The following is a 26,542-nucleotide window of genomic DNA, read 5'->3' as shown; positions in this document are numbered from 1 at the left end:
TGCTATCGGTCGGTGCGGTAGAGGGCGAGCTTGTCTTCGTCCACAGCGGTGCCCGCGCCGGGGCCTTCAGGAACCCGGATGCGTCCTCCGGTGATGGCCAAAGGCTCGGCCAGCAGGTCGTCGGCCATGTCGAGGTAATTGGAAAGTTCCGCTGCACGTTTGGCCGTGTGGGCGAAGGCGGCGCCGAAGGTCACCGAGGCTGCCGTGCCGACCTGGGTGTCGATCTGGTTGCCTATGTAGACGTCGATGCCCATGCCCTCGGCCATCCCGACGATTTTGGCCGCCTCGGTGAAACCGGACCGGGCCGTTTTTACCGCCAGGAGGTTGGCGCCCCCGGTGAGGATTTCCCGTGCGGCCTCACCGAGGTTGGCGGCAGATTCGTCTGCGGCGATCGGGATGGGGGAATTCTCCACAAGGCGGCGGCGGCCCAGGACTTCGCGGGCGTCGTCGGGCTCTTCAAGGAACTGCAGGCCCAATTCCGCCGTGCGGCGCAGGACCTCGGCCGCCTCGTTGGCTGACCAGCCGCGGTTGGCATCCATGTAGAGCTCGGCATCGTCGCCCAGGCCCTCGCGCAGTACCCGGGCGGCCTCGACGTCGAGGTACAGGGGGCGGCGGCCGGTCTTGAGCTTGAACGTGTTGATGCCGTACGTCTCCCGGAACTCCAAGGCCAATGCCAGCAATTCCTCGGCGGGTTTGAACCCGAGCATGTGGGAGACGCGCAGCGAGTCGGTGTACCCGCCCAGCAGTTTTGTGACCGGCTGGCCGAGGGTCTTGCCGATGACATCCCAGAGCGCGATGTCCACAGCACCCTTGGCGGTTTGGTTGTGCACGGTCCGGTAAAGGATGGCCTGGACCTTCTCGCGGTCGAAAATGTCCACGCCGATCAGTTGCGGAGCAAAAATGTCCTCCACCACTGCCATGATCGACTTCTGTGTCTCCCCGTAGGTGTAGGGGCGCGGCGGAGTGTCAGCGGTGCCCACCACGCCGTCGTCCGTGCGCAACCTGACAAGCACATGGTCCGCCTCGTGCACGGAACCGGACGCGAAGTGCAGTGGATGAAGGTAGGGGATTGAGTACGGAATCGCCTCAATGGCTGCGATCTTCATGCTTGGGTAAGCCTTTCATCAGTGGGAAACGGCGCAGGGCCGGGGACCGGGGCAGGCGCCGTCGGTTCCGCAGTTGCGGTCACCACGACGTCCAGAAAATTGCGTAGCAGCGCCGAATGATGCCCGCGCATCCAAGCGACAGCGAGTTCCACTTCGGGGACGTTTTCAATCTCGCGGTAAGCCACGCCTTCAAGCTGGAAGGCCTGAACGCTGGACGGCATGACCGCAACCCCGCCGCCTGCTGCTACGAACGCCAGCATGGTCGAAGTCTCCCCAACCACCTGGGTGATGCGTGGCTGGAAACCCGCCTGGCGGCACAGGTCTGCGGTAGTGCGGTAGAGGACCGACTCTGGCCCGTACGCGATAAAGTCCTGGTCCTGCAGTTCGTGCATCGCCACGGGACGATCCACGGCCAGCGCGCTGAACGAGGGAAGCGCGACAACGAGCGGCTCCCGGGTCACCGTCCGGTAGTCGATGTCCTGCGAAGCGACCGGCGGGCGCAGCAGCGCTGCGTCCAAGGTGCCGTCCCGCAGGCCCGCTTCCATGGACGGCGTGAGCATTTCGCCGTGCAGCGCCAGGGACAGGCCTGGCAGGACCTGTTTGGCAAGACGGGCGATCCGGGGCATGACGCCGTAGGTTGCGGAACCTGAGAAACCCACCCGCAGGACGCCGGTGGCGCCCCGACCGACCTGATACACATCGGCCTGAAGCTTGGCGACGTCGTTGACGACCTGCCGTCCGCGGTCCAGCAGAAGCTGACCCGCCGCCGTGAGGTCAACCCTGCGCGTGGTCCGGTTGAGCAGCTTGACTCCAAGCTGATCCTCCAGTTGGCGGATCTGCTGCGAGAGAGGTGGCTGCGCCATATGCAGGCGCTTGGCGGCCCGGCCGAAGTGCCTTTCCTCAGCCACGGCGATGAAATAGTTCAGTTGGCGGATGTCCAAAGTGGCGCCGTCCTTCCGCTGACCGGCCCCGATGGATTCTGTTGGGCTCGTGATTGATTCAAAGAATAACCCTAATGAGCCCTACTAGGATATTTCAACGACGTAATATTGTGGGCGTTGACTACTGCAGCTGTTCAGCAGGAATGCTCTTTTCTGCCCGGCCTTCTGCGATTTCCTCGACCTTGTGCTCGGCCTGCTCCAGCTTGCGCTGGCGAGGCACCAGCACGGTGACCACGGCGCCGACCAGGGCCACGGCCCCGTAGATGTAGAAGGCTGTGGATCCGCCGATGCCGGCGGCGGCCAGCCACCCGCCGATGATTGGACCGAGCACGCCGCCCAGCCGCCCCACGCTGGCGCACCATGCCACGCCTGCGGCACGGGCATTGGTGGTGAAATAGTTGGACTGGAACCCGTAGATCAGCACCTGGGTTCCCAGCGTTCCCACGCCTGCGAGGGCGATAAAGGCAAAAAGCAGCGGCAACGGAAAACTGAACGTCATGAGCGCCAGGGAAATGGTCGCCAGCGCGAAGGTGGCCGCGATGACCCGCTGCGGCCCGCTCTTGTCCGCGAGCCGGGAAGCTAGCAGGCCGCCCGCTACTGCTCCAAGGTTCAGTGCCAGCGGGAAGAACAGGGAGTACGTCCGCCCGTAGCCGTAGCCCTCCATGATTTTGGGTAACCACGTGTTGAGACCGTACGTCAGCAGCAGACCGCAGAAGGACATCAGGCCCAGCAGAATCGCTGCCACGGCAAACTGGCGGGAAAACACGGCTGCGAAGCCCGATGTCTGGGGTGCAGCGCCGACCTCCAGGATGATCCGCTCTTCGATGAGCGGGACGCCGGTGCGCTGTGCGGCGGCGAGGGCCTCCTGTTCCCGGCCCCGGGACAGCAGCCACCGCGGTGATTCGGGGAGCTTGCGCCAGGCAATGGGCAGGAGGATGACAAGCGGCAGCGAGCCGATGATGAACAGCCCGCGCCAGCCGATGCTGTCGAAGAAGAGGATGCCCAGGATGGAGGCCAGGACGCCGCCTGCCGGGATGCCCGAATACACAATGGCGTTGTAGAACTGGCGCTTTCCAGCAGGTGCGAATTCAGCCATGGTGGCACCGGCGCTGGCGATAACTATGCCCAGCCCAAGGCCGGTGGCAAACCGCAGGGCACCAAAGGCAGGGACACTGGTGGCAAAGGCTGTGGCAAACATGCCGATGGAGAACCAGGCAATGCCCAGGAGCATCAGCCGCCGCCGGCCGAAAAAGTCACCGACAGCGCCGCAAGCCAGTGAGCCTACGAGTACCCCGATGAGGGCCCAGGAGCCGAGGAGGCCGGCGGTGACTGCATCGAACGCTCCGATCTGGCTTGGGTCCGCGAGCAGCCCTGGCAGTACGGTGCCGTAAATGACAAGGTCGTAGCCGTCAAACAGGAGGGCTGTGCAGATGATGAGGGCCACCCATTTGGCTGTGCGCGCCTCCTTCTGTGGATTTTCGGCTATAACGGCGTGCGGTTGTGACATGGTCCCTAAGTCCTCTCTGACTCATGTGGAGGCCTGCGGCGCCGGGAGAACCCGAGGGGCCGTCCTCCGAGTGCTTCTAGCCTGACAGAGGTGTGACCCGTGACATATGAGGGGAATACCTGGCTTTCCGCCCGGGGGCGATTCATACGCCGCCGATCTCAAACGGCCCCCTTGCCGAGGTGACCCTCGGCGGTGCTGCCCGTCTCAGTCGAGACGATCTGGATATGGAACGGCGGGTCGTGAACGGTGGTTTGAGAACATCCCCGTGGGTAGGCTGGGAAAATGATCAACCCTGCACGCCTTCATTCGGACCTGTCCCGCCTCGGCAGGGAAACAGACATGTTCCTGGCCACCGTTGAGTCCCTTGCCGACGACGAAATGACTGTTCCCTCCCTGTGCGAGGGCTGGACCCGGGCTGATGTCATAGCCCACGTCGCAACCAGCGGCCTTGCCCTGGTGAATCTCATCGACTGGGCCACCTCCGGGGAGGAGCGTCCCCTGTACGCGTCACCCGCGGCCCGCTCCCAAGAGATCGCTGCACTCGCGGCCCTGCCCCGCCAGGAGCTAATTGCGGAACTGCGGGAGTCCGTCCGGAACTTTGCTGAGCAGGCACAACGGCTTAGCGGCGAACTCGCGGCCACGGAAGTGCAGGTCAATGGCAAGCCGGTCCCCGCCACGTCCATCGTGGCCCTCCGTATTGCCGAGGTGGTGGTGCATCACCACGACCTCAACACCGCCTGGACCGTCGAAGAGGCCGATCCGGATTCGCTGCTGAATGCCCTCGAAGCCGTAGTGCGGTCCCTGCGTGCCAAGGGTGCTCCCGGTATGACGCTGGTGACCGAAGAGCGTGACGAGTGGGTCATCGGGGACGGCGGATTGCGCGTTGTGTCCGACCGTGAGGGCCTGCTCCAGTGGCTGGCGCGCGGGGACGCTGAACACGTGGATATTGACGGTCCGGCGCCGGCACTGCCGTCCTGGTAGGCAGACCTGCCCAGTCCGAGCTAGAGAAGGCCTCCCCGCTTTGCTGGTCATTGGAACCGGCACCTACCGCTGATTCGGACTATGTCCGGTACGTTCACCGTGGGAAGCATGCTGCTGGTAACCGATATTCCGTTCATCAGCGTCATGGCAGACTTCTGGACCAGCAAAATTGGGGCGGAATTGAGGGTGTGCGCAACGTGCACACCCTCACCTTCGGACCGGATCGTCCCGGGGTCGGATCGGGCCGGATTCCGCATTTTTCCGGGACTTCCCAGTGGGCGCAATGGCCTGGAATGCAGCTCGAGTCCCACCTCAGGCACGCATAACCCCTCGTCAGAGGGGTTATTGCTTTAATGTGTGGACATTGCCCCTCCACGGTCCCTCTAACGCTGTCCGTGGTTTGTGCCTGGCGCCGCGGTGGCTTGTGAAGTTGTGTGGGTGGCGGGGTCAGGGCCCTGGCTCATGGGCTCGGAACGCTGGCCCTGCGGTCGCGTAGATGCCGGGGCCACTCCCAGCCAGCCGATTAATCACGTTGGCAGGGGCGTGCACAGGGGCGGGATCCCTGGCGGCGAAGGCGGCCGAGTGGGATGATTTGGTCATCCTTCGAATAGGGGGGCCATCATGGCTGGCCTTCGTGCTCTTCGACCTGGCCGCCGCTCCCGGGCATCCGCGCCCCGACTCCTGGCGGTTTTACTTGTGCTCGCACTCGGCGTGCTGTTTGCTGCACCCGCCCGAGCGGTCGACTACGGACATGATGTTTCGTGGCCGCAGTGTCCGGGCGGTCTTCCGATGCCGCCGGAAGACACGGAGTTCCTGGTCGTGGGGCTGACGAACGGACTCGCATTCACCGAGAACCCCTGCCTGGACGGGCAGTTCCAGTGGGTGCTCGACCGAGGCGTCCGGGCTCAGGCCTACGCCATGGCTACGTTCCCCACCACCGCGCAATACGACACCTATGGCGACGACGGCCCCTGGCCCGCAAGCACCAGGCCGGACCGGCTGCGCAACGTCGGGTACGCCGAGGGTCGCGCGGCTCTCGCGTCTCTCGGTGAGGTGGGATGGCGACCGGAGAGAATCTGGGTCGACGTCGAGCCCCGTCCGCAACAGCCCTGGCCCAGCTCGACAGCAGCCCAGCAGCAGGAGAACCGGTACGTCATCTCCGGGCTCCTGGCTGCGCTGGCGGACGCCGGGTACCCGCACGGGATCTACTCCTATTTGAGCGGTTGGCAGGCCATCACCGGGTCGTGGCAGCTTCCAGATGTGCCCGTCTGGTCACCGGCAGGGCGTCTCGACTTCGCCAGTGAAGCATCCGACCTCTGTGTGAATCGCAGCTTCTCCGGTGGTACCGTCCACATCTCGCAATGGACCGACGGCACCTACGACTACGACATGACGTGCATCGGGGTCTACCAAGCCCACGTCGCGACGATCGGCTGGCAGCCGAGCGTCTCGGACGGCGCCACCGCAGGAACGACCGGCCGGTCACTGCCGATGGAGGCGTTGCGCCTGTCGGTGGCAGGAGACCGCCTGTCGGGCGACATCCTGTGGCGGGGGCATGTGCAGGACATCGGCTGGCAACCATGGACGACGTCGGCGTCCCCGATCGGAACGACCGGGCGCGGTCTGCGCCTGGAAGCGTTCGAGCTCCGGTTGACAGGGGATCTGGCCTCGCAGTACAGCATCAGGTACCGCGCCCACGTGCAGAACGTCGGCTGGCAGCCGTACGGGATCGACGGAGCCCCGGCTGGCACTGTCGGGCAAGGTCTGCGGGTGGAAGCCGTTACGATCGAGTTGGTTCCGAAGGTCGCACCGGCATTCACTGCCGTGTACGCCGCCCACGTTCAGAACCTCGGCTGGATGGCGAACGTTTCGGATGGGACCGTCGCCGGGACAACGGGTCGGGCCCTTCGGGTCGAGGCGTTGCGCCTCAATGTGTCCAGTACTGCTTATACCGGGGACATCGAGTGGCGGGGGCATGTGCAGTCGATCGGCTGGCAGCCGTGGACATCCTCGGCCAATCCCATCGGCACGACCGGGCAAGGGCTACGTTTGGAAGCGTTTGAAATCAGGCTGACCGGTGAGATGGCGAACCATGATGGGATCCACTACCGCGCCCACGTGCAAGATTTGGGCTGGCAGTCATGGGTCGCCGACGGCGGAACGGCGGGCACGTCGGGTATGGGCAAACGGATCGAAGCCGTGCAGATCCTCCTCGCACCCAAGACGGGCGGTTAGCGCGGGTTTCCCCGCCAGGCAGACGTCGCCGTCGTCGCGGCCTGCAGGCATCAATCAGGTGGGCCTGCATCGAAGTTGAAGCGGAACCTCCTTCGCACGGCCAGCCGTCAAAGGGGCTCGTGCTCCGCTGTCACCCGGGCAGTGCAGGCAGGGCCAACGTGACGGCCCTGCCTGCGTACGGTCTAGGAGAAGCGCCCCGGCCTGAAGGTAGCAAGCATGGGGTGCTTGTTGCCGGTCATGATCTCGCCGGAGAGGAGTTCGCCGGCGATGAGCCCGAGCGTGGCGCCGGAGTGCGTGAAGGCCACGAAGCAGCCGGGCACCTGGCTCAGTTCGCCGAAGACAGGTTCGCCGTCGCCAGGGATGGGCTTGTAGCCGATCTTCCACGATGCCGGCTTGAGGTCAGGGTTGCCGGCGATGAGTTTGGACGCCTCGTCGGCCAGTTCCTGGACCACTTCGTCGGGAATGCTGAACGTGCCGTCCGCATGCTCGGTGATGTGCTCCTCGTACCAGTCGTGGTCCAGTGCAAACGTGTTGCCGGGGTTGGGACGTACCGCGGCCCGCGGCGTATTCATCACGGTCTTTACATCGTGATCCACCGGTTTGGTCAGGACCAGCATGGAGACAGGGGAACCGTTCGGGATCTCGACGCCGAGGGGTGCGACGACGGCGGGCGTCGCGGCGCCGCACGCCACCAGCACCGCATCGGCCTCGTAGTTCTCGCCGGCCGCTGTCTCGACACCGGTAGCCCGTGCTCCATTGACCGTTACCGAGGCTTTGCCTGCGTTGAGGACGAGTCGGCCGCCGCGGGCGTGGAATTCATCCATGAGGAATTCCACCAGGTCCGGGAGGCTGACCCAGCCTTCGCCCGGATTGAAGATGGCGTTTTCCGGCACGGCGCCGGCGTCGATGCCGGGCGTGACGGCTCCGATGTCTTCGGGTGCGAGCAGTTTTGAGTCGTAGCCGATGGACTTTTCGTAGGTGTGGCGGGCTTCGGTGACGGAGTGCTGTCCGGCCGCGTTCCACATCAGGCCGCCGTCGAACTGGAGCCACTCTCTTGCCGGATCTTGAGCGAAGAGGGTGCGGTAGCGGTCCACGCCCGCCACCCGCAGCTGGTGGTACGGCGCAGACCGCTCGCCGGCGGAATTGAGCCAGGAGAGTGATCGGCCGGTGGCTTCACTGGCTAGGCCGCGTTCGGTCAAAAGGATTACGGATGCGCCCTGGCGGAGCAGGTGGACGGCAGTGGAGACACCGAGAATGCCGCCGCCGATGATGGCGACGCGTTTGGGTGAGGTGGTGGAGGACATGCGTCTTCCCTTCCTGTTCGTTGGTTGGTCAGTTGCCCGCGGGCTGCCCCGGCGGTTAGGCGAGGGCGTGAATTTTTTCGATGATGCTCAGGACTTCGAGGGACTCGAAAGGCTTGACCGGCAACTCTTCCCGGCCGTGTGTGGCCTCAGCGAGTTGGCGGTAGAACCCCGGATAGTTGCCCCGCTGGGCGGGAACGGGCGTGGTGCTGCCGTCAATTCCCAGGGCCCCCCAAGAGTCCTGGGGCTCAACGCCGTAGGCGGGATCCGAGGGTTTCAGCCCGGCAGCGAGGGCCGGTTCCTGGCTATCCAGGCCCCATTTGGTGTAGCCGGCCTTGGAGCCCAGGACGTGGAAGCGCGGGCCGACTTGGGCGGCCATGCCGTTCATCCACAACCTGGACCGGACCCCGGATTCGTGGAACAGGGACACGAAGGCTTCGGTATCAGCCCCCTCCGGATGTCCGTGGTTGGCGGTCTCTCCGTAGCTGTCCTGGACAGGACCGAAAAGCTGGATGGCTTGGTCGATCAGGTGGGCGCCGAGGTCGTGAAGTATGCCGCCGCCGTCCGTCAGGACGGCAGTGTCCCGCCAGTTCCCGAATCCTTCCGGCCGCCACCACTCGAACCGCGACTCGAATGTGCGGATTTCGCCCAGCGTTCCTTCCCGGACGAGTTTCCGGAGCGTCAGGAAGTCGGCGTCCCATCGGCGGTTCTGGAACACCGTCAGATGCACGCCGGCGCCGGATGCCTGGGAGATAAGAGACTGGCCCTCTGCCGATGTGGTGACGAACGGCTTATCCACCACCACCGGAAGACCATGCGCTATTGCCGTTGCTGCCAGATCGAAGTGTGTGAGCGGGGGAGTGCCGAGGATGATGAGGTCAAGGTCTGCGGCCAGGATGAACATGGCCTCCGCTGTCGGAACAATCCGGGCCTTCGGGTAGCGCCGGGTCGCCTCAGCCGCACGCTCCGGATCCGCCGTTACGATCACGTCGAGGGAGTAACCGGGATCCGCCTCGATCAGCGGTGCGTGGAACACGCTGCCTGAGATCCCAAAACCCACGACGGCGGTCCTGATGGGTGCCGCCGCAGCTGCGGTGTTTCCCATCAGAGCACTTCCGATAGGAATCGCTGGAGGCGTTCACTGCGGGGATTATCGAAGAGTTCGGCAGGCGTACCTGCCTCCACCACTTCGCCTTCATCCATGAACACGACCTGGTCGGCTACCTTACGGGCGAAACCCATTTCGTGGGTGACGACCAGCATGGTCATGCCGCGTTTGCCGAGCCCGGCCATGAGGTTCAGCACGCCCTTGACGAGCTCGGGATCCAGGGCGCTGGTGGCCTCGTCGAAGAGCATTACCTCGGGCTCCATGGCCAGGGCGCGCGCGATGGCGACGCGCTGTTGCTGGCCGCCGGAAAGGTCCCTGGGCCGGTGGTCCGCGCGCTCCGCGAGACCCACCTCGGCGAGGCGGCGGCGGGCGCGTTCCCGCGCTTCGGTCTTGGACATTCCCTTGACGCTCCAGAGCGCCAGGGCCACGTTCTCGAGGGCCGTGTGGTCCGGAAAGAGATTGAAGTGCTGGAAGACCATTCCAATGCGGGCCCGCAAGATGTCCGGCTTGACCTCGAGGGCACTTTCGCCGGCCAGCAGGACGTCCCCGCTCGTGGGTTCGTGCAGGCGGTTGACCCCCCGCAGGAGGGTGGACTTGCCTGATCCGGACGGCCCGATGATGCAGGTGGTGGTACCCGGTGCGACGGTGAGGCTGACGTTGCGCAGCACCTTTATGTCGCCGTAGGCCATGGTCAGGGTCTTTAGTTCCAGGCTGGAGCCGTGGAAGGTCTCGATGTCCGGAACCGAATTGTTCGTGCTGGTGCTGCTGCTTGTGAGGCTCATGTGTTGCTCCCGGTGATCAGCGGCGAGGCCGCGTCGAGTTCCTTGACTTCCTGCAGTCCGCTTGTGGGGGCGGAGGGGCGGCGGCGGCCGGTCCTGAACCTGTTATCGAAGTAGTTGACCAGGTGGGTCAGGGGCACCGTGATCACCAGGTAGAAGATCCCGGCCATGACCAGGGGGGAGAGGTTTCCGGACAGTACTGCCGCGTCCTGGCCCACGCGGAAGAGCTCACGTTCAGTAACGAGCAGTCCCAGGAAGTAGACCAGCGAGGAATCCTTGACGATCGCGATGAACTGGTTGACCAGCGCCGGCAGGACTCTGCGGATGCCCTGCGGAACCACTACCAGCGCCATGGACTTGGCGTAGCTCATGCCCAGTGCGCGACAGGCTTCGCCCTGGCCCTTGTCGACGCTCTGGATACCCGCACGGAAGATCTCGCCAATGTAGGCGCTGGCGATCAGGCTCAGCGCGATGATCCCCAAGGGATAGGGCGACGGGCCGAAGATCGACTGGCTGAGACGGGCGAATCCTTGGCCAATCAACAGGATGGTGAGGATGGCGGGGAGGCCGCGAAAGAGATCGGTGTAGATGCGGGCCGGCACACGGAGCCATTTCGAGGGGGAGATGCCCATGACTGCGACGACCATGCCAAGCGCCACCCCGATGATGGTGGCGGCGATGGAGATGATGAGGGTGTTAAGAAGACCGACTCCCAGTAGCTGGGGCAGGACTTCGGCCATTGCGCCGAAGTCGAAGAAGGTGCGGATGATGGTGTTGAACCAGTCCATGGGTTGCTCTCAGACGTAGGTAGCTTGTGAATCCCGGGCGGGCCGCGGTGCGCGGCCCGCCCGGTCCTGAGCCGGATTGTCCGCCGGCGTGGGTGGGTTACTTGCCGGGGGTCGGTGTGGCTTTCTGCTCAGCCTTGGGCAAGTACTGCTCGGGCATCGGGGAGCCCGGGAACCACTTCTGGTAGAGCTTCTTCCAGGTGCCGTCCTCCATCGCCGCAGCGAGCCCCTTGTTCAACGCGTCCCTGAAGGCTGTCTTGCCCTTGGCGATGGCGAACCCGGCGGGCGCGTCGAAGGACGGAATGTCTGCCGCACTGACCAGTCCGTGCTGTTCCTCATAGGCCTTGGCGGCTTCGTAGTCCAGGAAGTGGGCGTCCACGGTGCCACTGTTCACAGCGGCAATGGCTGTGTTGTTGTCCGGGAATCGCACTAGGTTGGCCGACGTGAAGTTCTTGACCGCGTAGGCTTCCTGCAGCGTTCCCTGGACCACGCCGAGCCGTTTGCCGGACAGGCCGGCGGCATCCTTGATGCCCGAGGTCTTCGTGGTGATGACGGTCAGGTAGCCTGCGAGATAGCCCTCGGAGAAGTCGACTGTTTCCTTGCGCTTGTCCGTGATGCCGATGGCGGCCACGCCGACATCGAACTGGCCGTTGGCCACGGCGGAGAGCAGTCCGGAGAAGTCCTGTCCGGTGAAAACCACATTGTCCACGCCGGCGCGGTGCGCCACGTCCTTGAAGAGTTCGACGTCGAAACCGGTGAAGTTACCCTGCGCATCAGCGAAGGTATAAGGCTTTGAGTCGCCAAGGCTGGCTACCCTGATGGTGCCCGGCTGTATCAGGCCGTAGGGGTTGTCCGCTGCAGTCGAAGATGATGCGGGAGTCGATCCTGCGCAGCCTGACAGCGCGAGGAGTGCCGCGACGGCACCAGCGACGACCGCTCCAGGGCGGCGGAAGTTGAATCGTTTGCTCAAGGGTTTTCCAATCGTGGAAGCAGGGCGGATAGCTTTTGTCGTGGGGAGTCTCTTGTTGAGTCCGGTCTCAACCGCTACGATTGAGACCGGACTCAACAAGGGTTGCTATGAATGTAACCCAAGCCACATTGGCCGTCAAGGCCTCTTTTCGGAAGGCCGAAATGATCAGTAATGGATCCAGGCGACGTGATATTACGGTCGCGGACGTCGCAAAAGCCGCCAACGTGTCAAAGGCCCAGGCGGCACGCGCTTTGGGGAATTACGGCGCCGTGAGCGACGACGTGCGGGAGCGGGTCCTGGCTGCTGCGGAGGAGCTTTCCTACCGCCCGAATGAGCTCGCCCGCAGCATGAATACGGGAAAATCGCACACTATCGGCGTCGTGGTGGGAGACATCGAAAACCCTCACTTCGGCCTTGCCACGCGAGGCATTACGGACACCGCGAAGAAGAGCGGCTACAACGTTATTCTCGTCAACACCGACGAGGAAGAAACGGCCGAAGTAGAGGCCGTCCAAGTGCTCTTGGACAAGCGGGTGGACGGCCTCATCGTGGCACCCGCGTCGTCCGTGGAGACAGAACATTTGCGGCGCGTTTACGATTCCGGGCGTCCTTTGGTCCTTCTTGACCGGGCCGCCGCAGGGCTTGAGGTGGAAACCTTCGCAGTTGACATGACGGCGATCTCCTACGAGTCCACCCGGTACCTGCTTGAGGCCGGGCACCGGCGGATCGCCTTCGTCTCGACCCTCAAAACGGACCGGCCCTATGTCGCCGGCATGGAACTGGCCTCCTCGCAGATCTCCGAGCGGCTGGCCGGCATGCGGCGTGCGTTCGAGGAGAAGGGCCTCAGCCAACCTGTGGATCTGGTCCGGCTCAATGCCGGCGACGCCGAATCCATCAAAAGGATCACCAGGCACCTTTTGGAGGGACCGGGTGCGGCGACGGCCATCGTTGCCTCGGATGGTCTTATCGCATTGAGCATCGTGGAGGCCATCCAGGAACTGGGACTGTCCATTCCCGCAGATGTCTCCTTCCTGATGTACGACGACTTCGCGTGGACTCGCCTCACTACACCGCCCCTCACCGTTATTGCCCAGCCTGTCTATGAGATGGGGATAGCGGCCGCCAGTGCCCTCATTCGGCTGATCGAAGGACGCAAACCATCCGCACCCGGCACGGAACTCACGGCGCGACTGGTCCGCCGCGGATCCATCGGGTCGCCCGCGCCCGAGAAGCCTTCAGCTGACGGCGGGGCGGGCCATGCGCAAAATGACAACCAGTTCACTCCTGCTTGACCGACATCCGCTGTCGGCCTACCCAATGGACGCAGACTTCGACTGGCTAGTACAGCAGCGGTACGTCTGGAGAGGCCCGTTGAGCACGACGTCAGTGCCCACCTGTCCGCACCCACTTCTTCGATTCTTACGGGGGCGCGGTGCCGCGCGTCACTACTATCACAACGAATCCGTCGGCATCCCTGAAGGAGGCGTCCGTACTGCCCAGAATAGGTGACCACTATGGTCACCTATTCTGGGTTGCTGGGTGTCTAACTAGCGGCTTTCCACAGGATCACGAAATCAGGGGCCGCAGGTTTCTCGTGTTACCTGGACGCAGCAAGCCGTGCATCCAGCAGGCCGGCCGCGACGGCGGGAGCAAGCCCCGGCGCCAACGGAAGTCGCGGCACTACCAGGCAGTGCCAGAGGTGGTAGATGTCCGCCTTGCCCGACCACACAGTGGAGGTGACATTGCCGTGCTCGTCGAGTTCCTGCTTCCAGGATCCGTGCTCGTAATCGATGAACCAGTCGCGGGCGTGGTCCCAGATTTGTTCGTACCATTCTGAATACTTCTTCTCGCCGGTGGCGATGTACAGAGCTGCCGCGCCCCCGATTGCCTCGGCGGGAACCCAGCGGATGCGGGTGGTGACAACCGGCTTGCCTTCCCAGTCGACGGTGTAAACAAATCCGGGATGGCCGTCCGGCTGCCAGGCGTCGCGGATGGCGGCGTCGAACAGGCCCCGTGCGTCGTCCAGCAGCCAGGCTGGGACGTCCATGCCGCGGGCTTCGAGCCCGGCGCGGATGTGCAGGAGCAGGCGTGCCCACTCAACCCAGTGGCCGGGGGTTCCGCCGTACGCGCGGAACTGGCTGGCCCGGTCATCGGTGTTGTACTCCGGCATGGGGTTCCACTCCGGGTCGAAGTGCTCGAAGACCCGGTAGTTGTTGTTGCGCGCGAAGTCGTGGATGAGCACCTCGGCGATGTGGAGGGCCCGTTCGAGCCAGCGGTTCTCCCCGGTCACATCGGCGACGATGAGGTACGCCTCGACGGAATGCATGCTCGCGTTACCGCCACGGTATGCTTCGGTTTCCGTAAATTCCCGGTTCCACGAGTCGAAGCACATGCCGGCGTCGTGGTCCCAGAACCTGGTGTCAGCGATGCGCAGTGCCTCGTCGAGCAATTCCCTGGCGCCCGGGCGGCTGGCCGCAACGGCGCTGGCAGCGGCGAGGAGCACGAAGGAGTGCTGGTAACCGGACTTGGTGTCGTTTACCGGTCCGTTCCCGTCTACCTCGGCATACCAGCCGCCGAACTCATCATCGTGGAAGACTCCGTTGAGGGCGGCGATGCCGTGGTCGACGAGGGTAGCAGCGCCTGGCCGCCCCATCAGGGCAGCGACGGCGAAACTATGAACCATCCGCGCGGTAATCCAGAGGTGGGTCGGCTTGTCGGTGAACACCGCGCCGTTGTTGTCGAGCCAGCCGAATCCGGTGGGCACCTTTGAACCCGCGGCGAAATTGATCAGCCGATCGGTTTCGGACTCCAGCCATCGCGCGTGAGCGGCGCTGTTCAGCCACGTCATGTTATTTCCTTTCCATGGTGGGTGCAGATTGAGAATGATGCCTGATTAGTGAGTGCCGAAGTCGGTGTCTGTGTATGCGCCAGCAACTCTGGCAGTGCCCCCGCAGCTGCACTGCCCTCGAACATCAAGCTGGATGGTCACTGGAGCGCCCGCATCAAGCGTCAGGGTGACGGTCTCGCCCTGGTTGGTGGACACGCGCAGTAGGTTTTCTTGTGGGGAGACGAGAGCCATGGCAGCCCTTTCGTTGATGGTTGAGGGGATGGGGTGGTGCACCAGCGGCTGCTAGCCGATGGCATCGAGCACACCGCGGATGATGGTGGCAGCCGCTCCCAGGTAGGCCAGGACGATCAGCAGGACCTGGGCGGCCCGCGCCGGGACGAACCGGGCAGCGACGTCGCCCAGCACCAGGCCTGCGAGGCAGGCCACGGCGACGGCCACCCACATTCCCCAGGGCAGTGCGGGGAAGGTGGCCGGGGCAGTGAGGGCCTTGGAGATCAGGGAGAACACGCCGATGGTGAAAAAGTACGGTTGCATGGTGGCAGCGAAGGATTTGTGCTGCCACCGGGTGGCGATGGAGTACATGCTGACGGCAGGCCCGCCCACCCCAGCCGCCGTATTCATAAACCCGCTCAGGCCGCCGGCCGTGAACAGGTAGCGGCGGCGCGGAGGAAGCGTGGCGGACTTGAGGCCAAGCAAAACGGTGAGCCCGACGGCGAGGAGCACCCCGATGGAGATCTCCAGCACCGCCGGCGGGATGAGCCGGATCAGGAAGGCTGCGGGGATGATTCCCAGCAGCGCCGACGCCGCCAGTGCCGCGTACCGCTTCCAGTCGATGTCCCGCACCACCCGGAAGATGATGGCCCCCGCGGTCACGGCGCCGCAGACGTTCACCAATACGACCCCCTCCACCGGGCCCAGGAGCAGTACCAGGAAGGGGGCTGCCACCAGGGCGAAGCCCATGCCGGTGATGCGCTGCATCCCGGCTCCCATGACGACGGCGCCCAGCACGAGCCCGGTGGTCAGCATTTACGGCCTCCAGGCCACGTACTGGACCTCCTCGAACTCCTCGAGGCCAAGGCTTGCTCCTTCGCGGCCCAGGCCGGACTGCTTGGCGCCGCCCATGGGGGCGAACGCCACGGAGGGGAGGGGATCGTTGACCCCCACGATGCCGGCTTCCAGGCGTTCAGGGACGTCCCAGGCGCGCTTGGGATCGCGGCTCCAGACGTACGCGGCGAGGCCCATCTCTGTGGCGTTCGCCTTGCGGATGGCGTCCTCCTCGGAAGAAAAGGTCACGACGCCGGCCGCCGGGCCGAACACTTCTTCGCTCACCAGGGGTGCGTCGTCGGGGACGTCCGTGAGCAGTGTGGGGGCCATAAACGCGCCCTGCCGGGGGACATCGGTCCGCTGCGTGACGCGCCGGGCGCCTCGGTTCAGGGCGTCATCCACGAGGGCCTGAACGGCGGTCACCCGCTCGGCGTCGATCATGGGACCAAGGTCCGGGACCGATGCGCCGCCCTCGGGGACGCCATGCCCGATGCTCATCGCGTCGAAGCGCGCGCCCAGCTTCCGGGTGAACTCGTCGGCGATGCTGTCCTGAACCAGGAAGCGGTTCGCTGCCACGCACGACTGGCCGGTGTTGCGCAGCCGGCCCAGGACGGCGCCGTCGACGGCTGCGTCCAGGTCCGCGTCCTCGAAGACGATGAACGGCGCGTTGCCGCCCAGTTCAAGCAGCGGACGGACCACGCGTTCTGAAGCGGAGGCCATGATCTGGCGGCCTACGCCGGTGGATCCGGTGAAGCTGACGGCCCGCACGGCGGGGTGTTGGAGCAGGGCTGCGGTGATTTCGCGCGAGGGTCCGTGGACCAGGTTGACGACGCCGGCGGGGAACCCGGCCTCGTGCAGGACCTCGAACAGTCCGGTGGCGGCGAGCGGCGCCTTTTCGGAGACCCGGCCCACAACGGTGCAGCCTGCGGCCAGCATTGCGGCGAGTTTGCGGGCCTGGATGGATACGGGAAAGTTCCACGGGGTGAGGCTGAGTGCCACGCCGATGGGCTTGCGGAGGCTGAGGTGGCGCCGGCCCTGGAGTTCGGGCGGGCTGACGGTGCCGGTGGAGCGGCGGACTTCCTCGGCGAACCAGCGGAAGTACTCCACCGAGAAGTCCACCTCACCCTGGGCTTCCGGGAGCCGTTTTCCGGCTTCCAGGGCCAGGGTGTGGGCCAGTTCGTCCCGGCGTTCGGCCAGCAGGTCGGCGGCGTTCCGGAGCAGGTCTGCCCGGTTGCGCGCGGTGGTCCGGGACCAGGAACCGAAGGCGTCGGCCGCGGCGCCTGCGGCCGCAGTGGCGTCTTCGGCGGTGCCCCAGGCCACTTCGCCAACCGTGCTGCCGTTTCCGGGGTCGGTCACGTCCTTGGAACTGCCGGCCGTGTGCCAGGTTCCATTCACCAGGTGTCGGGCTGATTTCAGGTTCACGTATGTTGCCTTTCGTTGGGCTGGTGGAGGTCCGGGGTCCTCATCCCTTGCTTGCTCCGGCGGTGATCCCGGCAACGAAGTAGCGCTGCAGGAAGACGTAGGCCACCACCACGGGCAGGGACGCCAGGATGACACCGGCGAACAGGAGCGGGTAGTTGGTTTGGAACTCGCCCTGGAAGCTGAGCAGTGCCAGCGGCAGGGTCCGGTTGCCCGGGGACTGGATGAACAGCAGTGGATAGAGGAGTTCGTTCCAGTGGATGACGAACAGGAAGATCGCTGCTGCGGCCACTGACGGGGCGGACAGGGGGAGCGCGATGGAGACGTACGTCCGCCACGGGCCGGTGCCGTCAATGGAGGATGCCTCGTACAGCTCCTTGGGCAGGGTTCGCATGAACCCACCGAGGATAAAGACGGCGATGGGCAGGGTGGACACGACGTTGGCCAGCACCAGGCCTGCCAGGCTGTCCAGCAGGCCGAGCCGGCCGAACAGGACGTACAGCGGCACCATGTTGGCCTGCGCCGGGATGGCCATGCCCAGGACCAGGAAGCCGAAGATGGCCCAGGCCATAAACCCCTTGAGCCGGGAGATGGCGTACCCGGCGAGGCTGGCCAGGAACAGGGTGAGCGGGACGGAGATGGCGGTGACAATGACGCTGTTCATGAACGACGACCCCAGATCCTGGCCGCCGATCACCTCCGCGTAGTTGGCGGGTGAGAGGGACTGCGGCAGGCTGAACGGTCCGGCGAAGAGTTCCTGCGTGGACTTGAAGCTGCCGAACCCCACCACGGTCAGCGGAACGATGATGATGACCGCGTAGATTCCGAGAATTGCGCGGCGACTTAGTGAAGCGAGCATGCTGTCATTCCCCCTTCGGGGTCAGCCGGAGCAACCGGCGCTGGAGCCAGGTGACCAAGGCGATCATCGCCATAAAGATGATCGACTGGGCGGCGGCGTAGCCGAATTCCGAGTTGGCAAAGGTGCTGTAAATGCGGGTGGAGAGGATATCCAGGGACTGCTTGGGCGGGTTCCCCGCGATGCCCAGGATCAGGTCGAAGGCCTTGAACGACTGGACGGTGGTGTAGGCGACGACGATTGACGTTGCCGGGGCCACAAACGGCCAGGTAATGGACTTGAACTGCTGCCATTTCCCGGCACCGTCCATCTCCGCGGCCTCATACAGTTCCCGCGGGATGGCCTGCAGGCCGGCGATGTAGACCACCATCATCTGTCCCGCGTGGAACCAGACCTGCGTCACGGCCACCCAGTACAGGGCCTGGGCGTTGTTGCCGAGGTAGGAACCCTGCAGGGCTTCCAGGCCAACTCCGCCGAGGACCGCATTCGCCAGGCCGAAGTTGGGGTCGTAGATGAACTTCCAGATGAAGGCCACGGAGACGGAGGACAGGATGGTGGGGAAGAAGAACAGGGCGCGGAGCAGGATGCTGCCGCGGGAGTTCTTCGTCAGGAGCAGGGCCAGCACCAGCGAAAACGCTGTCTGCGCGATGACCACCATCAGCACGAACTTCAGGTTGTTGGTCAGCGCGTTGGTGAAAAGCGAGTCCTTGGTGAAGGCGCGGACGAAGTTGTCCAGCCCCACGTAGTTGAACGCCGCCGAGAAGCCGTTCCAGTCCGTGATGGCGTACTGGAACGCCTGCAGGGTGGGCATCACCAGGAAGAACGCAATGATGGCGACGGCGGGAAGCGGGAAGAGGTACAGTGCCGGATTCACCCGCGTGGGGGAGCGGCGGCGCCTCTTCGCTGCGTCGGTTTCAGTCCCGCCGTCCGGGGCCTTCCGTTCGGCAGCCATTTTGGTGTGGGTGCTCATAGCCGTTCGTCAACAATCTTCTGGGCGGCTTCGGCGGCCTGCTCGGGGCTGGTGCCCGAGATGACAGCCGTGGCACTGGCCTCCACCGCGTTGCGGACATCGAGGTTCTGGAACTGGAACCGGGCGGCCAGCGCCGTCTTTTTCTCAAGCCAGGGGCTCAGGCGCTTCAGGTCCGGGTTGGTGTACTCCACCTTGTCCACGGTCACGTGCTGGGCTGTCTGGTTGGCGTAGTAGCCGGCGTTCTCCGGCTCGGACAGGAAATCGATCCACGCTGCCGCGGCGGCCTGGTTCTTGCTGGCTGAGTTGACGCCCAGGATGAACGTGGCGTTGTAGGCGCCCTCGTACTTGCCGGAGCCGTCGGAGGTGTTGGGGAAGACGAGCTCGATGGGGAACTTGGCTCCCAGCCCGCGGACGGCGGCAAGGTGGTACGAGCCGGTGGCGAGCATCGCGGCTTTTCCTTGGGAGAACAGGTTCTGCGCCGGCTCCACCGCGGTGCCGGTGGCATTGGGCTGCAGGTAGGGGATGAGTTCCTTGTACTGGTTGAGCATCTTGATGAACCAGTCGTCGGTGCACTTGAGCTTGCCCTGCTCGATCTGGGTGCACATGTCGTCGACGGGGGCGTTGTTGGCGATCATGCAGTTGAACAGCTGGCCGCCGTTTCCGACGTCGCCGCCGGGCCAGGAGATGGGAATGACGCCGGAGGCTGCGAGCTTTTCGCACATGGCCAGGAAGCCGTCCCAGTCCTTCGGGGCGATCTCCGCGCCGGCCTTATCGAACAGGTCGGCGTTGGCCATCGGCATGGGGAAGACCACCTGGTACGGCAGGCCCAGTTGGCTGTCGCCGGACTTCCCGGCGGAAAGCAGGCCCGGCTGGTAGTTGCCTACTGCCTTGCTGTCCTTGAGCTCGGTGTAGATGCCGGCCTCGGTGAAGTTCTTGAACTGTGCGCCGCGGAAGGTGGCGAACGCGTCGCCGATGGCTGCACCGCGGACCTTCTGCAGGCCCTGGGCGTTGTAGTCGTTGGAGGTGGAGATGTCCTGGGCGACGTCCACGCCGTCGTGCAGTGCCGCGAAGCGCTTGATGAGTTCATCGAACACCGCCTTGTCCTCACCGCGCCAGTGGGCGAACGAGACCTTGCCGGTGACGGCACCGGTGGCGGGTGCAGCGGGTCCGGCGGCGCCGCCTGGCGCCGTGGTGCCGCCCGGTCCGGCGCATGCTGCCGCAGTTGCTCCGAAGCCCAGGGCTCCGAGAATCGCGATGGCCTGCCTGCGTGAAATCTGACTCACAATATTCTCCTCGTTGAGTGTTTTGCTGTGCCTTGCTTGTTGCCTACGGAATGGCTGTCACCAGGAAGCGCCTGGCGCGTCGGGACTGCTCATGCACTCGTCTTTTGCGACGAGACCACGTCGTCCACCACGGCGCACAGGCGCTGCAGCCGCCGGACGGCGTCAGTGGAAAGGGATTCGACGACGTCGGGGGCGCCGATGCAGGACGCCCAGACGGCGCGTCCTGAGAGGAAGCCGCTGGCGCCTTCGAGGCAGGCCCACCGGACTGCGTCGGGGAAAACATCCTCGGGGACGCCGGAGGAAAGGACCACCCACGGGCCGTCGATTGCCTGGGTCAGGTCGGCGCAGGCTGCGCGCACGTCGGCTTCGGGAGCCTGGCCGTGGAAGGGAACCTCGGCCTTGTAGAGGTCGGCGCCCAGGCTCCCCAGTTCCTTGGCAGCGGCCAGGATGCCTGCGTTCCAGTCGAAGTCATCGCCGGAGAGGGGTTTGCGGGATACAGGTTCGATGATGCTGATGAGCCCGGCGGACTTACAGATCTCCACGAATTCGCGGACCATGGCCACGCGGCCGTCGGCGGGCTCGTCCGGGCGGTACAGCACCAGCAGCTTGAGGGCCTTGACGCCGAGGGCAGCGTATTTGTGCGGGTCCACCAGCCGGTCGATGGTCACTTCGCCCACCAGCTCGCCGTGCGCGGATTCGAAGTGGTCGGCGGAGGCGATGAGTCCGCAGCCGGGGTCAACCACGTTGTCCTCGATGGCCTGGTCGAGGGCGAACTGCCGGTCGATGAGGACGCCGGAGGCATAGGGGGTGAGGATTTTGGCGGCCTGGAGCTTGAAGTCCTGGAGGTCCTGGTCCGTGACGGGGGCTTCCTGGTGTTCGGCGATCATGTTGCGCATCGCCTCGCGCTGGTCCACGGCGAGCATCGCGAAGGCGCCTGACGGGCGCTGGAGGGGTGAGAGGTCTGTGAGGGTCATGTGCTGCTTCTTTCAGCTAGGGCTGTGGTTGGAGGCAAAGGCGGGGGTGATGGTCTGGTGCGGAATTTTGGAACGGCCGTCCAGTCCTTCGCAGGAAGCGGAGGCGGTGCGACCGGCGAAAGCTGCGGCGTCCACCAGCGGCAGGCCGGCGGCAACAGCGGCGAGGAGGGCGCCGTGGTAGACGTCGCCCGCGCCGAGGGTGGACAGGATGGTGGCCGGCGTGGCCGGAACGTGGACCGCGGGGCCGTTTCCGGCTTTCACCCAGGCGCCGTCAGAGCCGGCGGTGGCGACGACGGCGGAGGCGCCGTCGTCGATGGCTTTCTGGAGCAGTTCCTCAACGGCCAGGTGCCCGCCGTACTCGGCGCTGAGCCGTTCGATGGTGGGGACATACAGGGCGACGCCGCGCGGACTGAAAGACGGGATGGGGTTGCCGGCGTCCACGCTGAGGTTCAGGTGGACGTTGTTGAGCCCGGGGAGGTTGGCGACGGCGTTCCAGCCCAGGTGGTCCACATGCACCCACGCCGCGGCTTCCAGGAGCTCGCGGAAGCGCCCCTCGGCCGGGAAGCTGACCGGCGGCACCGGGCGGGTGACGATGGCGCGGCTTTCGCTGGCCTTGCTGACCACTATGACACTGGCTCCGGTTTTGACGCCGGGATCGCGGACCACGGCTGAGGTGTCCACGCCTTCAGCCTGCAGACCGCTGATGATGCGGTCGCCTTCCTCGTCGGTGCCGATGACTCCGGCGAAAGCGGCCTGCGCGCCTGCCCTGGCGGCAGCAACGGCGGCGGTGGCAGCCGGGCCGCCTCCCGCCGTCGTAAAGTCTGTGGCCACGGTGCGGCTGTCTGCAGCGGGATAATCCTGAACCAGGGCTATGGAGTCCAGGGTGGCGGAGCCTATAAAGAGCAGGGTTCCGGTTGACGGTTGGGACACGTTCCACCTCGTTGTAGTCGGCTTGTACTGAAGAAATATACACACGCTATGTTGGAATAACAACACTTTCTGTATAGTTCTGTTTGGGATGCAACGCCGAGGTCCCATACTCAACGTAGAGAAACGGAGCAGCTCATGTCATTGCCTTCTGCGGAATCGGTCCGGACCATTCGTTACGGCCTTATCGGTGCCGGCCACATGGCCCGCGAACACGTCCGGAACCTTGCCCTGATCCCGGGAAGCCACATCACCGCCGTATCCGACCCCCAGCCGTCATCGCTGGCGGAGACGGTTGCGGAAATCGGTTACGAGGTACAGACCTTCTCCCGCCACCAGGAGCTGCTCGCTTCCGGGCTGGTGGATGCCTTGGTGATCGCCAGCCCCAACGACACGCACCTGGCCATCCTCAAGGACATCTTCGCGAGCGGCACCAACCTGCCCGTGCTGGTGGAAAAGCCCGTGTGCACCACGGCGGAGCAGGCCGACGAGCTTGAAGCGCTGGCAGCCGACTACACCGCGCCGGTGTGGGTTGCCATGGAGTACCGCTACATGCCGCCGGTGCAGGAGATCATTCAGGCAGCCCACGGCGGCAGGCTCGGCAACGTGTACATGCTCTCCATCGTGGAGCACCGCTTCCCGTTCCTGCACAAGGTGGACGCCTGGAACCGCTTCGCGGAGCGGACCGGAGGCACGCTGGTGGAGAAGTGCTGCCACTTCTTTGACCTGATGCGGCTGATCCTGCAGGACGAACCCGTCCGCGTCTACGCCAGCGGCGGCCACGACGTCAACCATATGGACGAGGTGTACAACGGCAGGGTGTCGGACATGATCGACAACGCCTACGTGATTGTGGACTTCAAGGGCGGACGCCGGGCCATGCTGGAGCTGTCCATGTTCGCCGAGGGCTCCAAGTTCCAGGAGCGGATCTCCATTGTGGGCGACGCCGCCAAGATCGAGACCCTCATCCCGGTGGCAGCCAACCACTGGATCGAAGGCGACGAGGCTGAGGCGACGGTGGAATTCAGCCCGCGCTCGCCGCTGGGGCCGGAAATGCACGAAGTTCCTGTGGACGAGGCCGTCCTCGCCGCCGGCGCCCACCACGGCTCCACGTACTATGAACACCTTGGCTACCGCAAGGCCATCCTGGGTGACGGGCCGGTGGAAGTTACGGTTGCCGACGGCCTGCAGTCCGTGCGCATGGGCCTGGCGGCCGAGCGCTCCATCATCGAAGGACGCCCCGTAGAGCTGACGAATGCCGGTGTCGGGCTCAGTCACTGAGTAGATTTGTGTTGGAATTGCAACACCCTGGCAGGCCAAATTCGCCCGGTTAAGGGAAGCAGGAGAAGGGGATATGAGCAGCTCACCGAAAGAGGCGCCGTTGACGCCCCGCCAGCGCACCATCCTGGACCACCTCGAGCAGCGGGGCTTCATCTCCACGATGGACCTCGCCGAAACGTTCGCGGTCTCGGACATGACGGTACGCCGGGACACCCGTGTGCTGTCCCAAAAGGGGCTGGCACGGGTGGTCCACGGCGGCGTCAGCGCCGTCAACGCCAGCGGGCAGAACGCGGACTTCGCTGCCCGGGTCCGGGAGGATGCTGACGCCAAGCAGCGGGTGGCCCGGGCCTGCGTGTCCATGATCGGCGAGCGGGACGCCATCATTCTGGACGCCGGGACCACCACGTACCAAATTGCCCTGGAGCTGCCGCCGACGTTCGCGGGCACCATCATCACGCACTCCGCGCCCGCCATCCAGCGCTGCCTGCAGCTGACGGCGGCGCGGACCATCTGCCTCGGCGGTGAGCTGCTCCTGGACAGCCAGGCGTTCAACGGTCCCATGACGGTGAGCGCCGCCGCCGGCCTCCGGGCCAAAACGGCGTTTATCGGGGTCAGCGGGCTCCACGACGAGGCGTTCTACATTGAGCGGGACGTGGAACGCGCCACCAAGATTGCGCTGATGGACTCAGCTGAACAGGTGGTGGTGGTGGCAACGCACCAGAAAATGCTGCGGTACGCGCTGGCGCGGCTCGCCGCCTTCGACGCCGTGGACGTGCTGGTGACGGACGCGCCGCCGCCCCGGGAGATCGAGGACGCACTGGGTGCCGCCAACGTGAAGATCGTGGTGGCCGCGTGAGCGTGCCGCTGCGGGTGGCCCTGCCCGACCGGAAGATGCTGGACGCGCTCGAGCCGATTGCCGGCGTCGAATTTGTCCTGTGGGACCTCAGCGGGGCGCCGCCGTCGGGCCGTTTAGACCTGTTGGTGCCGCCCTACATGGGCAAGCCTGCGGCGCTGGCCGCGCTGGACGGCGTTGAGGTGGGGCTGGTGCAGAGCCAGTCGATCGGCTATGACGGCGTGGCTGCCGTCCTGCCCGACGGTTGTGTTTTCGCCAATGCGGCCGGAGTCCACGAGACGTCCACGGCGGAACTCGCCGTGGGCATGATCATCGCCAGCCAGCGCGGGATGCCCGACTTCGTGCGGAACCAGGAGTCCGGGACCTGGGACAACATCCAGCGGCCCAGCCTTGCGGACCGACGCGTGCTGCTGGTGGGCTACGGGGGAGTGGGGAAGGCCATCGAGGCCAGGCTCCTGCCGTTCGAAACGCACGTGACGCGGATGGCCAGCGGGGAGCGGGACGATGAGCGGGGCCGGATCCACGGGATCGATGCGCTGTATGAACAGTTGCCGCTGCACGACATCGTGGTGGTCAGTGTCCCCTTGAGTGAGCTCACGCACCAGCTGGTGGACCGGAAGTTCCTGGCCGCGATGCCGGACGGAGCGCTGCTGGTGAATGTGGCCCGAGGCCCGGTGGCTGACACGGATGCCCTGCGGGCCGAAACGTCGTCCGGTCGGCTGCGGGCCGCCCTGGACGTCACCGACCCCGAGCCGCTGCCGGCCAGCCACCCGCTGTGGACCACTCCCGGCGTGCTCATCACCCCGCACGTGGGCGGGGCGAGCTCGGCGATGTTCCCGCGGATGGTCCGGCTGGTCAGGCAGCAGATCTCGTTGCTGCTGGCGGGCGAGGAACCGGTGAACGTGGTGCTGGGCCGCTAGGCCCGGATCTGCTGGAGGACGGCGTCGCGCACCTGGGCCATGGTGGCGGTGTCGGCGGCTTCGACGTTAAGCCGCAGCAGTTCCTCCGTGTTGGAGGCCCTCAGGTTGAACCACCAGTCCCCGGCCTCGCTGCTGACGCTGAGCCCGTCGAGTTCATCGATTACGGCACCGTTCGCGTAGCTGGCCCGCACGTCCGCCACCTTGCCGTCGACGCCGTCAACGGATGAGTTGATTTCGCCGCTGGCCGCGTACGGGTCGAACTCGCCGGCCAGTTCGGACAAGGGCCGCTCCTGCTCGCCGAGGGCGGCCAGGACGTGCATGGCGGCAAGCATACCCGTGTCTGCGTTGTAGAAGTCGCGGAAGTAGTAGTGGGCCGAGTGTTCGCCGCCGAACACGGCGCCCTCCTCGGCCATCCGAGCCTTGATAAAGGAATGCCCCACCCGGGTCCGGACCGGTCGTCCGCCCGCGGCGGCAACAATTTCCGGCACCGCGCGCGACGTGATCAGGTTGTGGATGATCACCGGTTCGGCTTCCCCGGCGGCCTGGGCGCGGCGGATCTCCCGGACGGCAATCAATGCCGTAACGGCCGACGGCGTGACTGGCCTTCCGTTCTCGTCGACCACGAAGCAGCGGTCGGCGTCGCCGTCGAAGGCCAGGCCAATATCGGCGCCGTGGGCGATGACGGCGGCTTGCAGGTCGCGGAGGTTCTCCGGCTCAAGGGGGTTGGCAGGATGGTTGGGGAACGTCCCGTCGAGCTCGAAGTACAGCGGCACAACAGTGAGCGGCAAAGCAGGGTGGAACTGGTCCCCAAGGACCGCGGGAACGGTCAGGCCCGCCATGCCGTTGCCGGCGTCCACCACCACCTTCAGCGGCCGGACGGCATTCAAGGGCACGAGCGAGCGGAGCTTTCCGGCGTAACCCGCGAGCACGTCAAGCGTGGACACGGTGCCCTGGGTCGCGGCGGCGGGGATCCCGCGGTCGACATACTGCTGGGCCAGATCCCGTATGGCCGTGAGCCCGGTTTCTGCGGAAACCGGGACGGCGCCGGCCTTGGCCATCTTGATCCCGTTGTATTCCGCGGGGTTATGGCTCGCGGTGAAAATGGCCCCGGCTATGTCCAGGGCGCCGCACACGTAGTAAAGCTCATCGGTGGAGATAAGGCCCAGGGACTTCACGTCCGCACCGCGCCGGGCAGCACCCGCCGCAAAGGCGCCGCTGAAGCCGGGTGAAGAGGGCCGCATGTCCCCTCCGCAGGCGATGGTCTGGCCGGACAGGCCCAGCACGTCCACAAACGCGGCGCCTACTGCTTCGGCGCTTTCCTCACTGATGGAAACGCCGACGAGGCCCCTCACGTCATAGGCCTTGAAGGACGGTGACAGGTCCATATTGCTCCCGGGAAGTCGTGGCCACGCGCATTAGTAGCTATGCGAACATGGAGTGTTGGAATTTCCACA

At 65.2% G+C, this 26,542-nt stretch carries 23 protein-coding genes; 6 read left to right on the top strand and 17 right to left on the bottom strand.

The features are described from left to right. Positions 1–2 precede the first annotated feature (2 nt). The 3 genes from JOE31_RS13195 to JOE31_RS13185 form a co-directional block, all read right to left on the bottom strand. Entirely contained in the window at positions 3–1,106 is a 1,104-nt protein-coding gene (locus tag JOE31_RS13195; RefSeq protein ID WP_209745248.1) for a mandelate racemase/muconate lactonizing enzyme family protein, read from the bottom strand. Further along, positions 1,103–2,047 carry a LysR substrate-binding domain-containing protein gene (locus JOE31_RS13190; protein ID WP_209745245.1) on the bottom strand — a complete coding sequence of 315 codons (945 nt, stop codon included), beginning with the start codon at positions 2,045–2,047 and terminating at the stop codon, positions 1,103–1,105. Before JOE31_RS13190 ends, JOE31_RS13195 begins: the two co-directional genes overlap by 4 nt. Before the next feature lie 121 nt (positions 2,048–2,168). Beyond that, entirely contained in the window at positions 2,169–3,554 is a 1,386-nt protein-coding gene (locus tag JOE31_RS13185; RefSeq protein WP_209745243.1) for an aromatic acid/H+ symport family MFS transporter, read from the bottom strand. A gap of 282 nt (positions 3,555–3,836) precedes the next feature. Between JOE31_RS13185 and JOE31_RS13180 the strand changes: the two genes are divergently transcribed. Both JOE31_RS13180 and JOE31_RS13175 read left to right on the top strand, forming a co-directional pair. After that, positions 3,837–4,535: a maleylpyruvate isomerase family mycothiol-dependent enzyme gene (locus JOE31_RS13180; RefSeq protein WP_209745240.1), complete on the top strand. Its 699-nt coding sequence runs from the start codon at positions 3,837–3,839 to the stop codon at positions 4,533–4,535. A 696-nt stretch (positions 4,536–5,231) separates the two neighbouring features. Continuing rightward, positions 5,232–6,770 carry a hypothetical protein gene (locus JOE31_RS13175; RefSeq protein ID WP_307864415.1) on the top strand — a complete coding sequence of 513 codons (1,539 nt, stop codon included), beginning with the start codon at positions 5,232–5,234 and terminating at the stop codon, positions 6,768–6,770. A 182-nt stretch (positions 6,771–6,952) separates the two neighbouring features. Here JOE31_RS13175 and JOE31_RS13170 read toward each other — a convergent pair whose 3' ends face one another. The 5 genes from JOE31_RS13170 to JOE31_RS13150 all read right to left on the bottom strand — a co-directional run bounded on the left by JOE31_RS13170 (position 6,953) and on the right by JOE31_RS13150 (position 11,713). Further along, positions 6,953–8,074 (bottom strand): FAD-binding oxidoreductase, encoded by a 1,122-nt coding sequence (locus JOE31_RS13170; RefSeq protein WP_209745233.1) that lies wholly within the window; start codon positions 8,072–8,074, stop codon positions 6,953–6,955. Positions 8,075–8,129: 55 nt separating this feature from the next. Continuing rightward, a complete protein-coding gene (locus JOE31_RS13165; RefSeq protein WP_209745230.1) occupies positions 8,130–9,176 on the bottom strand; it encodes a Gfo/Idh/MocA family oxidoreductase in 1,047 nt (348 codons plus the stop codon). Next, positions 9,176–9,961 carry an amino acid ABC transporter ATP-binding protein gene (locus tag JOE31_RS13160; RefSeq protein ID WP_280872861.1) on the bottom strand — a complete coding sequence of 262 codons (786 nt, stop codon included), beginning with the start codon at positions 9,959–9,961 and terminating at the stop codon, positions 9,176–9,178. Before JOE31_RS13160 ends, JOE31_RS13165 begins: the two co-directional genes overlap by 1 nt. Further along, a complete protein-coding gene (locus JOE31_RS13155) occupies positions 9,958–10,746 on the bottom strand; it encodes an amino acid ABC transporter permease (RefSeq protein WP_209745227.1) in 789 nt (262 codons plus the stop codon). Before JOE31_RS13155 ends, JOE31_RS13160 begins: the two co-directional genes overlap by 4 nt. Positions 10,747–10,843: 97 nt before the next feature. Then, positions 10,844–11,713 carry an ABC transporter substrate-binding protein gene (locus JOE31_RS13150; RefSeq protein ID WP_209745224.1) on the bottom strand — a complete coding sequence of 290 codons (870 nt, stop codon included), beginning with the start codon at positions 11,711–11,713 and terminating at the stop codon, positions 10,844–10,846. A 161-nt stretch (positions 11,714–11,874) separates the two neighbouring features. Between JOE31_RS13150 and JOE31_RS13145 the strand changes: the two genes are divergently transcribed. Continuing rightward, the gene (locus JOE31_RS13145) at positions 11,875–13,005 is read left to right on the top strand and encodes a LacI family DNA-binding transcriptional regulator (protein WP_209748417.1); all 1,131 of its coding nucleotides are present in this window, start codon (positions 11,875–11,877) and stop codon (positions 13,003–13,005) included. A 305-nt stretch (positions 13,006–13,310) separates the two neighbouring features. Here JOE31_RS13145 and JOE31_RS13140 read toward each other — a convergent pair whose 3' ends face one another. The 8 genes from JOE31_RS13140 to JOE31_RS13105 form a co-directional block, all read right to left on the bottom strand. Next, positions 13,311–14,561, bottom strand: coding sequence for an AGE family epimerase/isomerase (locus JOE31_RS13140; protein WP_209745221.1), 1,251 nt, complete (start codon positions 14,559–14,561; stop codon positions 13,311–13,313). A gap of 282 nt (positions 14,562–14,843) precedes the next feature. Continuing rightward, positions 14,844–15,587 (bottom strand): sulfite exporter TauE/SafE family protein, encoded by a 744-nt coding sequence (locus JOE31_RS13135; protein WP_209745218.1) that lies wholly within the window; start codon positions 15,585–15,587, stop codon positions 14,844–14,846. Next, entirely contained in the window at positions 15,588–17,027 is a 1,440-nt protein-coding gene (locus JOE31_RS13130) for an NAD-dependent succinate-semialdehyde dehydrogenase (RefSeq protein ID WP_209745215.1), read from the bottom strand. Positions 17,028–17,067: 40 nt separating this feature from the next. Continuing rightward, positions 17,068–17,883, bottom strand: coding sequence for a carbohydrate ABC transporter permease (locus JOE31_RS13125; RefSeq protein WP_078029829.1), 816 nt, complete (start codon positions 17,881–17,883; stop codon positions 17,068–17,070). Between the two features lie 4 nt (positions 17,884–17,887). Continuing rightward, entirely contained in the window at positions 17,888–18,850 is a 963-nt protein-coding gene (locus JOE31_RS13120) for a carbohydrate ABC transporter permease (RefSeq protein WP_209745212.1), read from the bottom strand. Further along, positions 18,847–20,133, bottom strand: a complete 1,287-nt coding sequence (locus JOE31_RS13115; RefSeq protein WP_209745209.1) for an ABC transporter substrate-binding protein — start codon at positions 20,131–20,133, stop codon at positions 18,847–18,849. The genes JOE31_RS13120 and JOE31_RS13115 overlap by 4 nt, the downstream gene beginning before the upstream one ends. 89 nt (positions 20,134–20,222) lie before the next feature. Continuing rightward, positions 20,223–21,107 (bottom strand): aldolase, encoded by an 885-nt coding sequence (locus JOE31_RS13110; protein WP_209745205.1) that lies wholly within the window; start codon positions 21,105–21,107, stop codon positions 20,223–20,225. Between the two features lie 12 nt (positions 21,108–21,119). After that, positions 21,120–22,037, bottom strand: a complete 918-nt coding sequence (locus tag JOE31_RS13105) for a PfkB family carbohydrate kinase (protein WP_209745203.1) — start codon at positions 22,035–22,037, stop codon at positions 21,120–21,122. A 135-nt stretch (positions 22,038–22,172) separates the two neighbouring features. On the opposite strand from JOE31_RS13105, the gene JOE31_RS13100 reads away from it, so the two are divergent. The 3 genes from JOE31_RS13100 (at position 22,173) to JOE31_RS13090 (ending at position 25,088) form a co-directional block, all read left to right on the top strand. Continuing rightward, positions 22,173–23,315 carry a Gfo/Idh/MocA family protein gene (locus JOE31_RS13100; protein WP_209745200.1) on the top strand — a complete coding sequence of 381 codons (1,143 nt, stop codon included), beginning with the start codon at positions 22,173–22,175 and terminating at the stop codon, positions 23,313–23,315. A gap of 73 nt (positions 23,316–23,388) precedes the next feature. Then, entirely contained in the window at positions 23,389–24,171 is a 783-nt protein-coding gene (locus tag JOE31_RS13095) for a DeoR/GlpR family DNA-binding transcription regulator (RefSeq protein ID WP_209745196.1), read from the top strand. After that, positions 24,168–25,088 carry a 2-hydroxyacid dehydrogenase gene (locus JOE31_RS13090; RefSeq protein ID WP_209745169.1) on the top strand — a complete coding sequence of 307 codons (921 nt, stop codon included), beginning with the start codon at positions 24,168–24,170 and terminating at the stop codon, positions 25,086–25,088. Before JOE31_RS13095 ends, JOE31_RS13090 begins: the two co-directional genes overlap by 4 nt. Here the strand turns inward: JOE31_RS13090 and JOE31_RS13085 are convergent. Further along, the gene (locus JOE31_RS13085) at positions 25,085–26,473 is read right to left on the bottom strand and encodes a phosphomannomutase/phosphoglucomutase (protein WP_209745166.1); all 1,389 of its coding nucleotides are present in this window, start codon (positions 26,471–26,473) and stop codon (positions 25,085–25,087) included. The genes JOE31_RS13090 and JOE31_RS13085 overlap by 4 nt on opposite strands. Between the last annotated feature and the right edge of the window lie 69 nt (positions 26,474–26,542).

Origin of the sequence: Arthrobacter sp. PvP023 (assembly GCF_017832975.1) — a bacterium.
Classification (GTDB): domain Bacteria; phylum Actinomycetota; class Actinomycetes; order Actinomycetales; family Micrococcaceae; genus Arthrobacter.
Note: the sequence above shows the minus strand (reverse complement) of the source record. Positions and strands in the feature narration are given on the sequence as shown.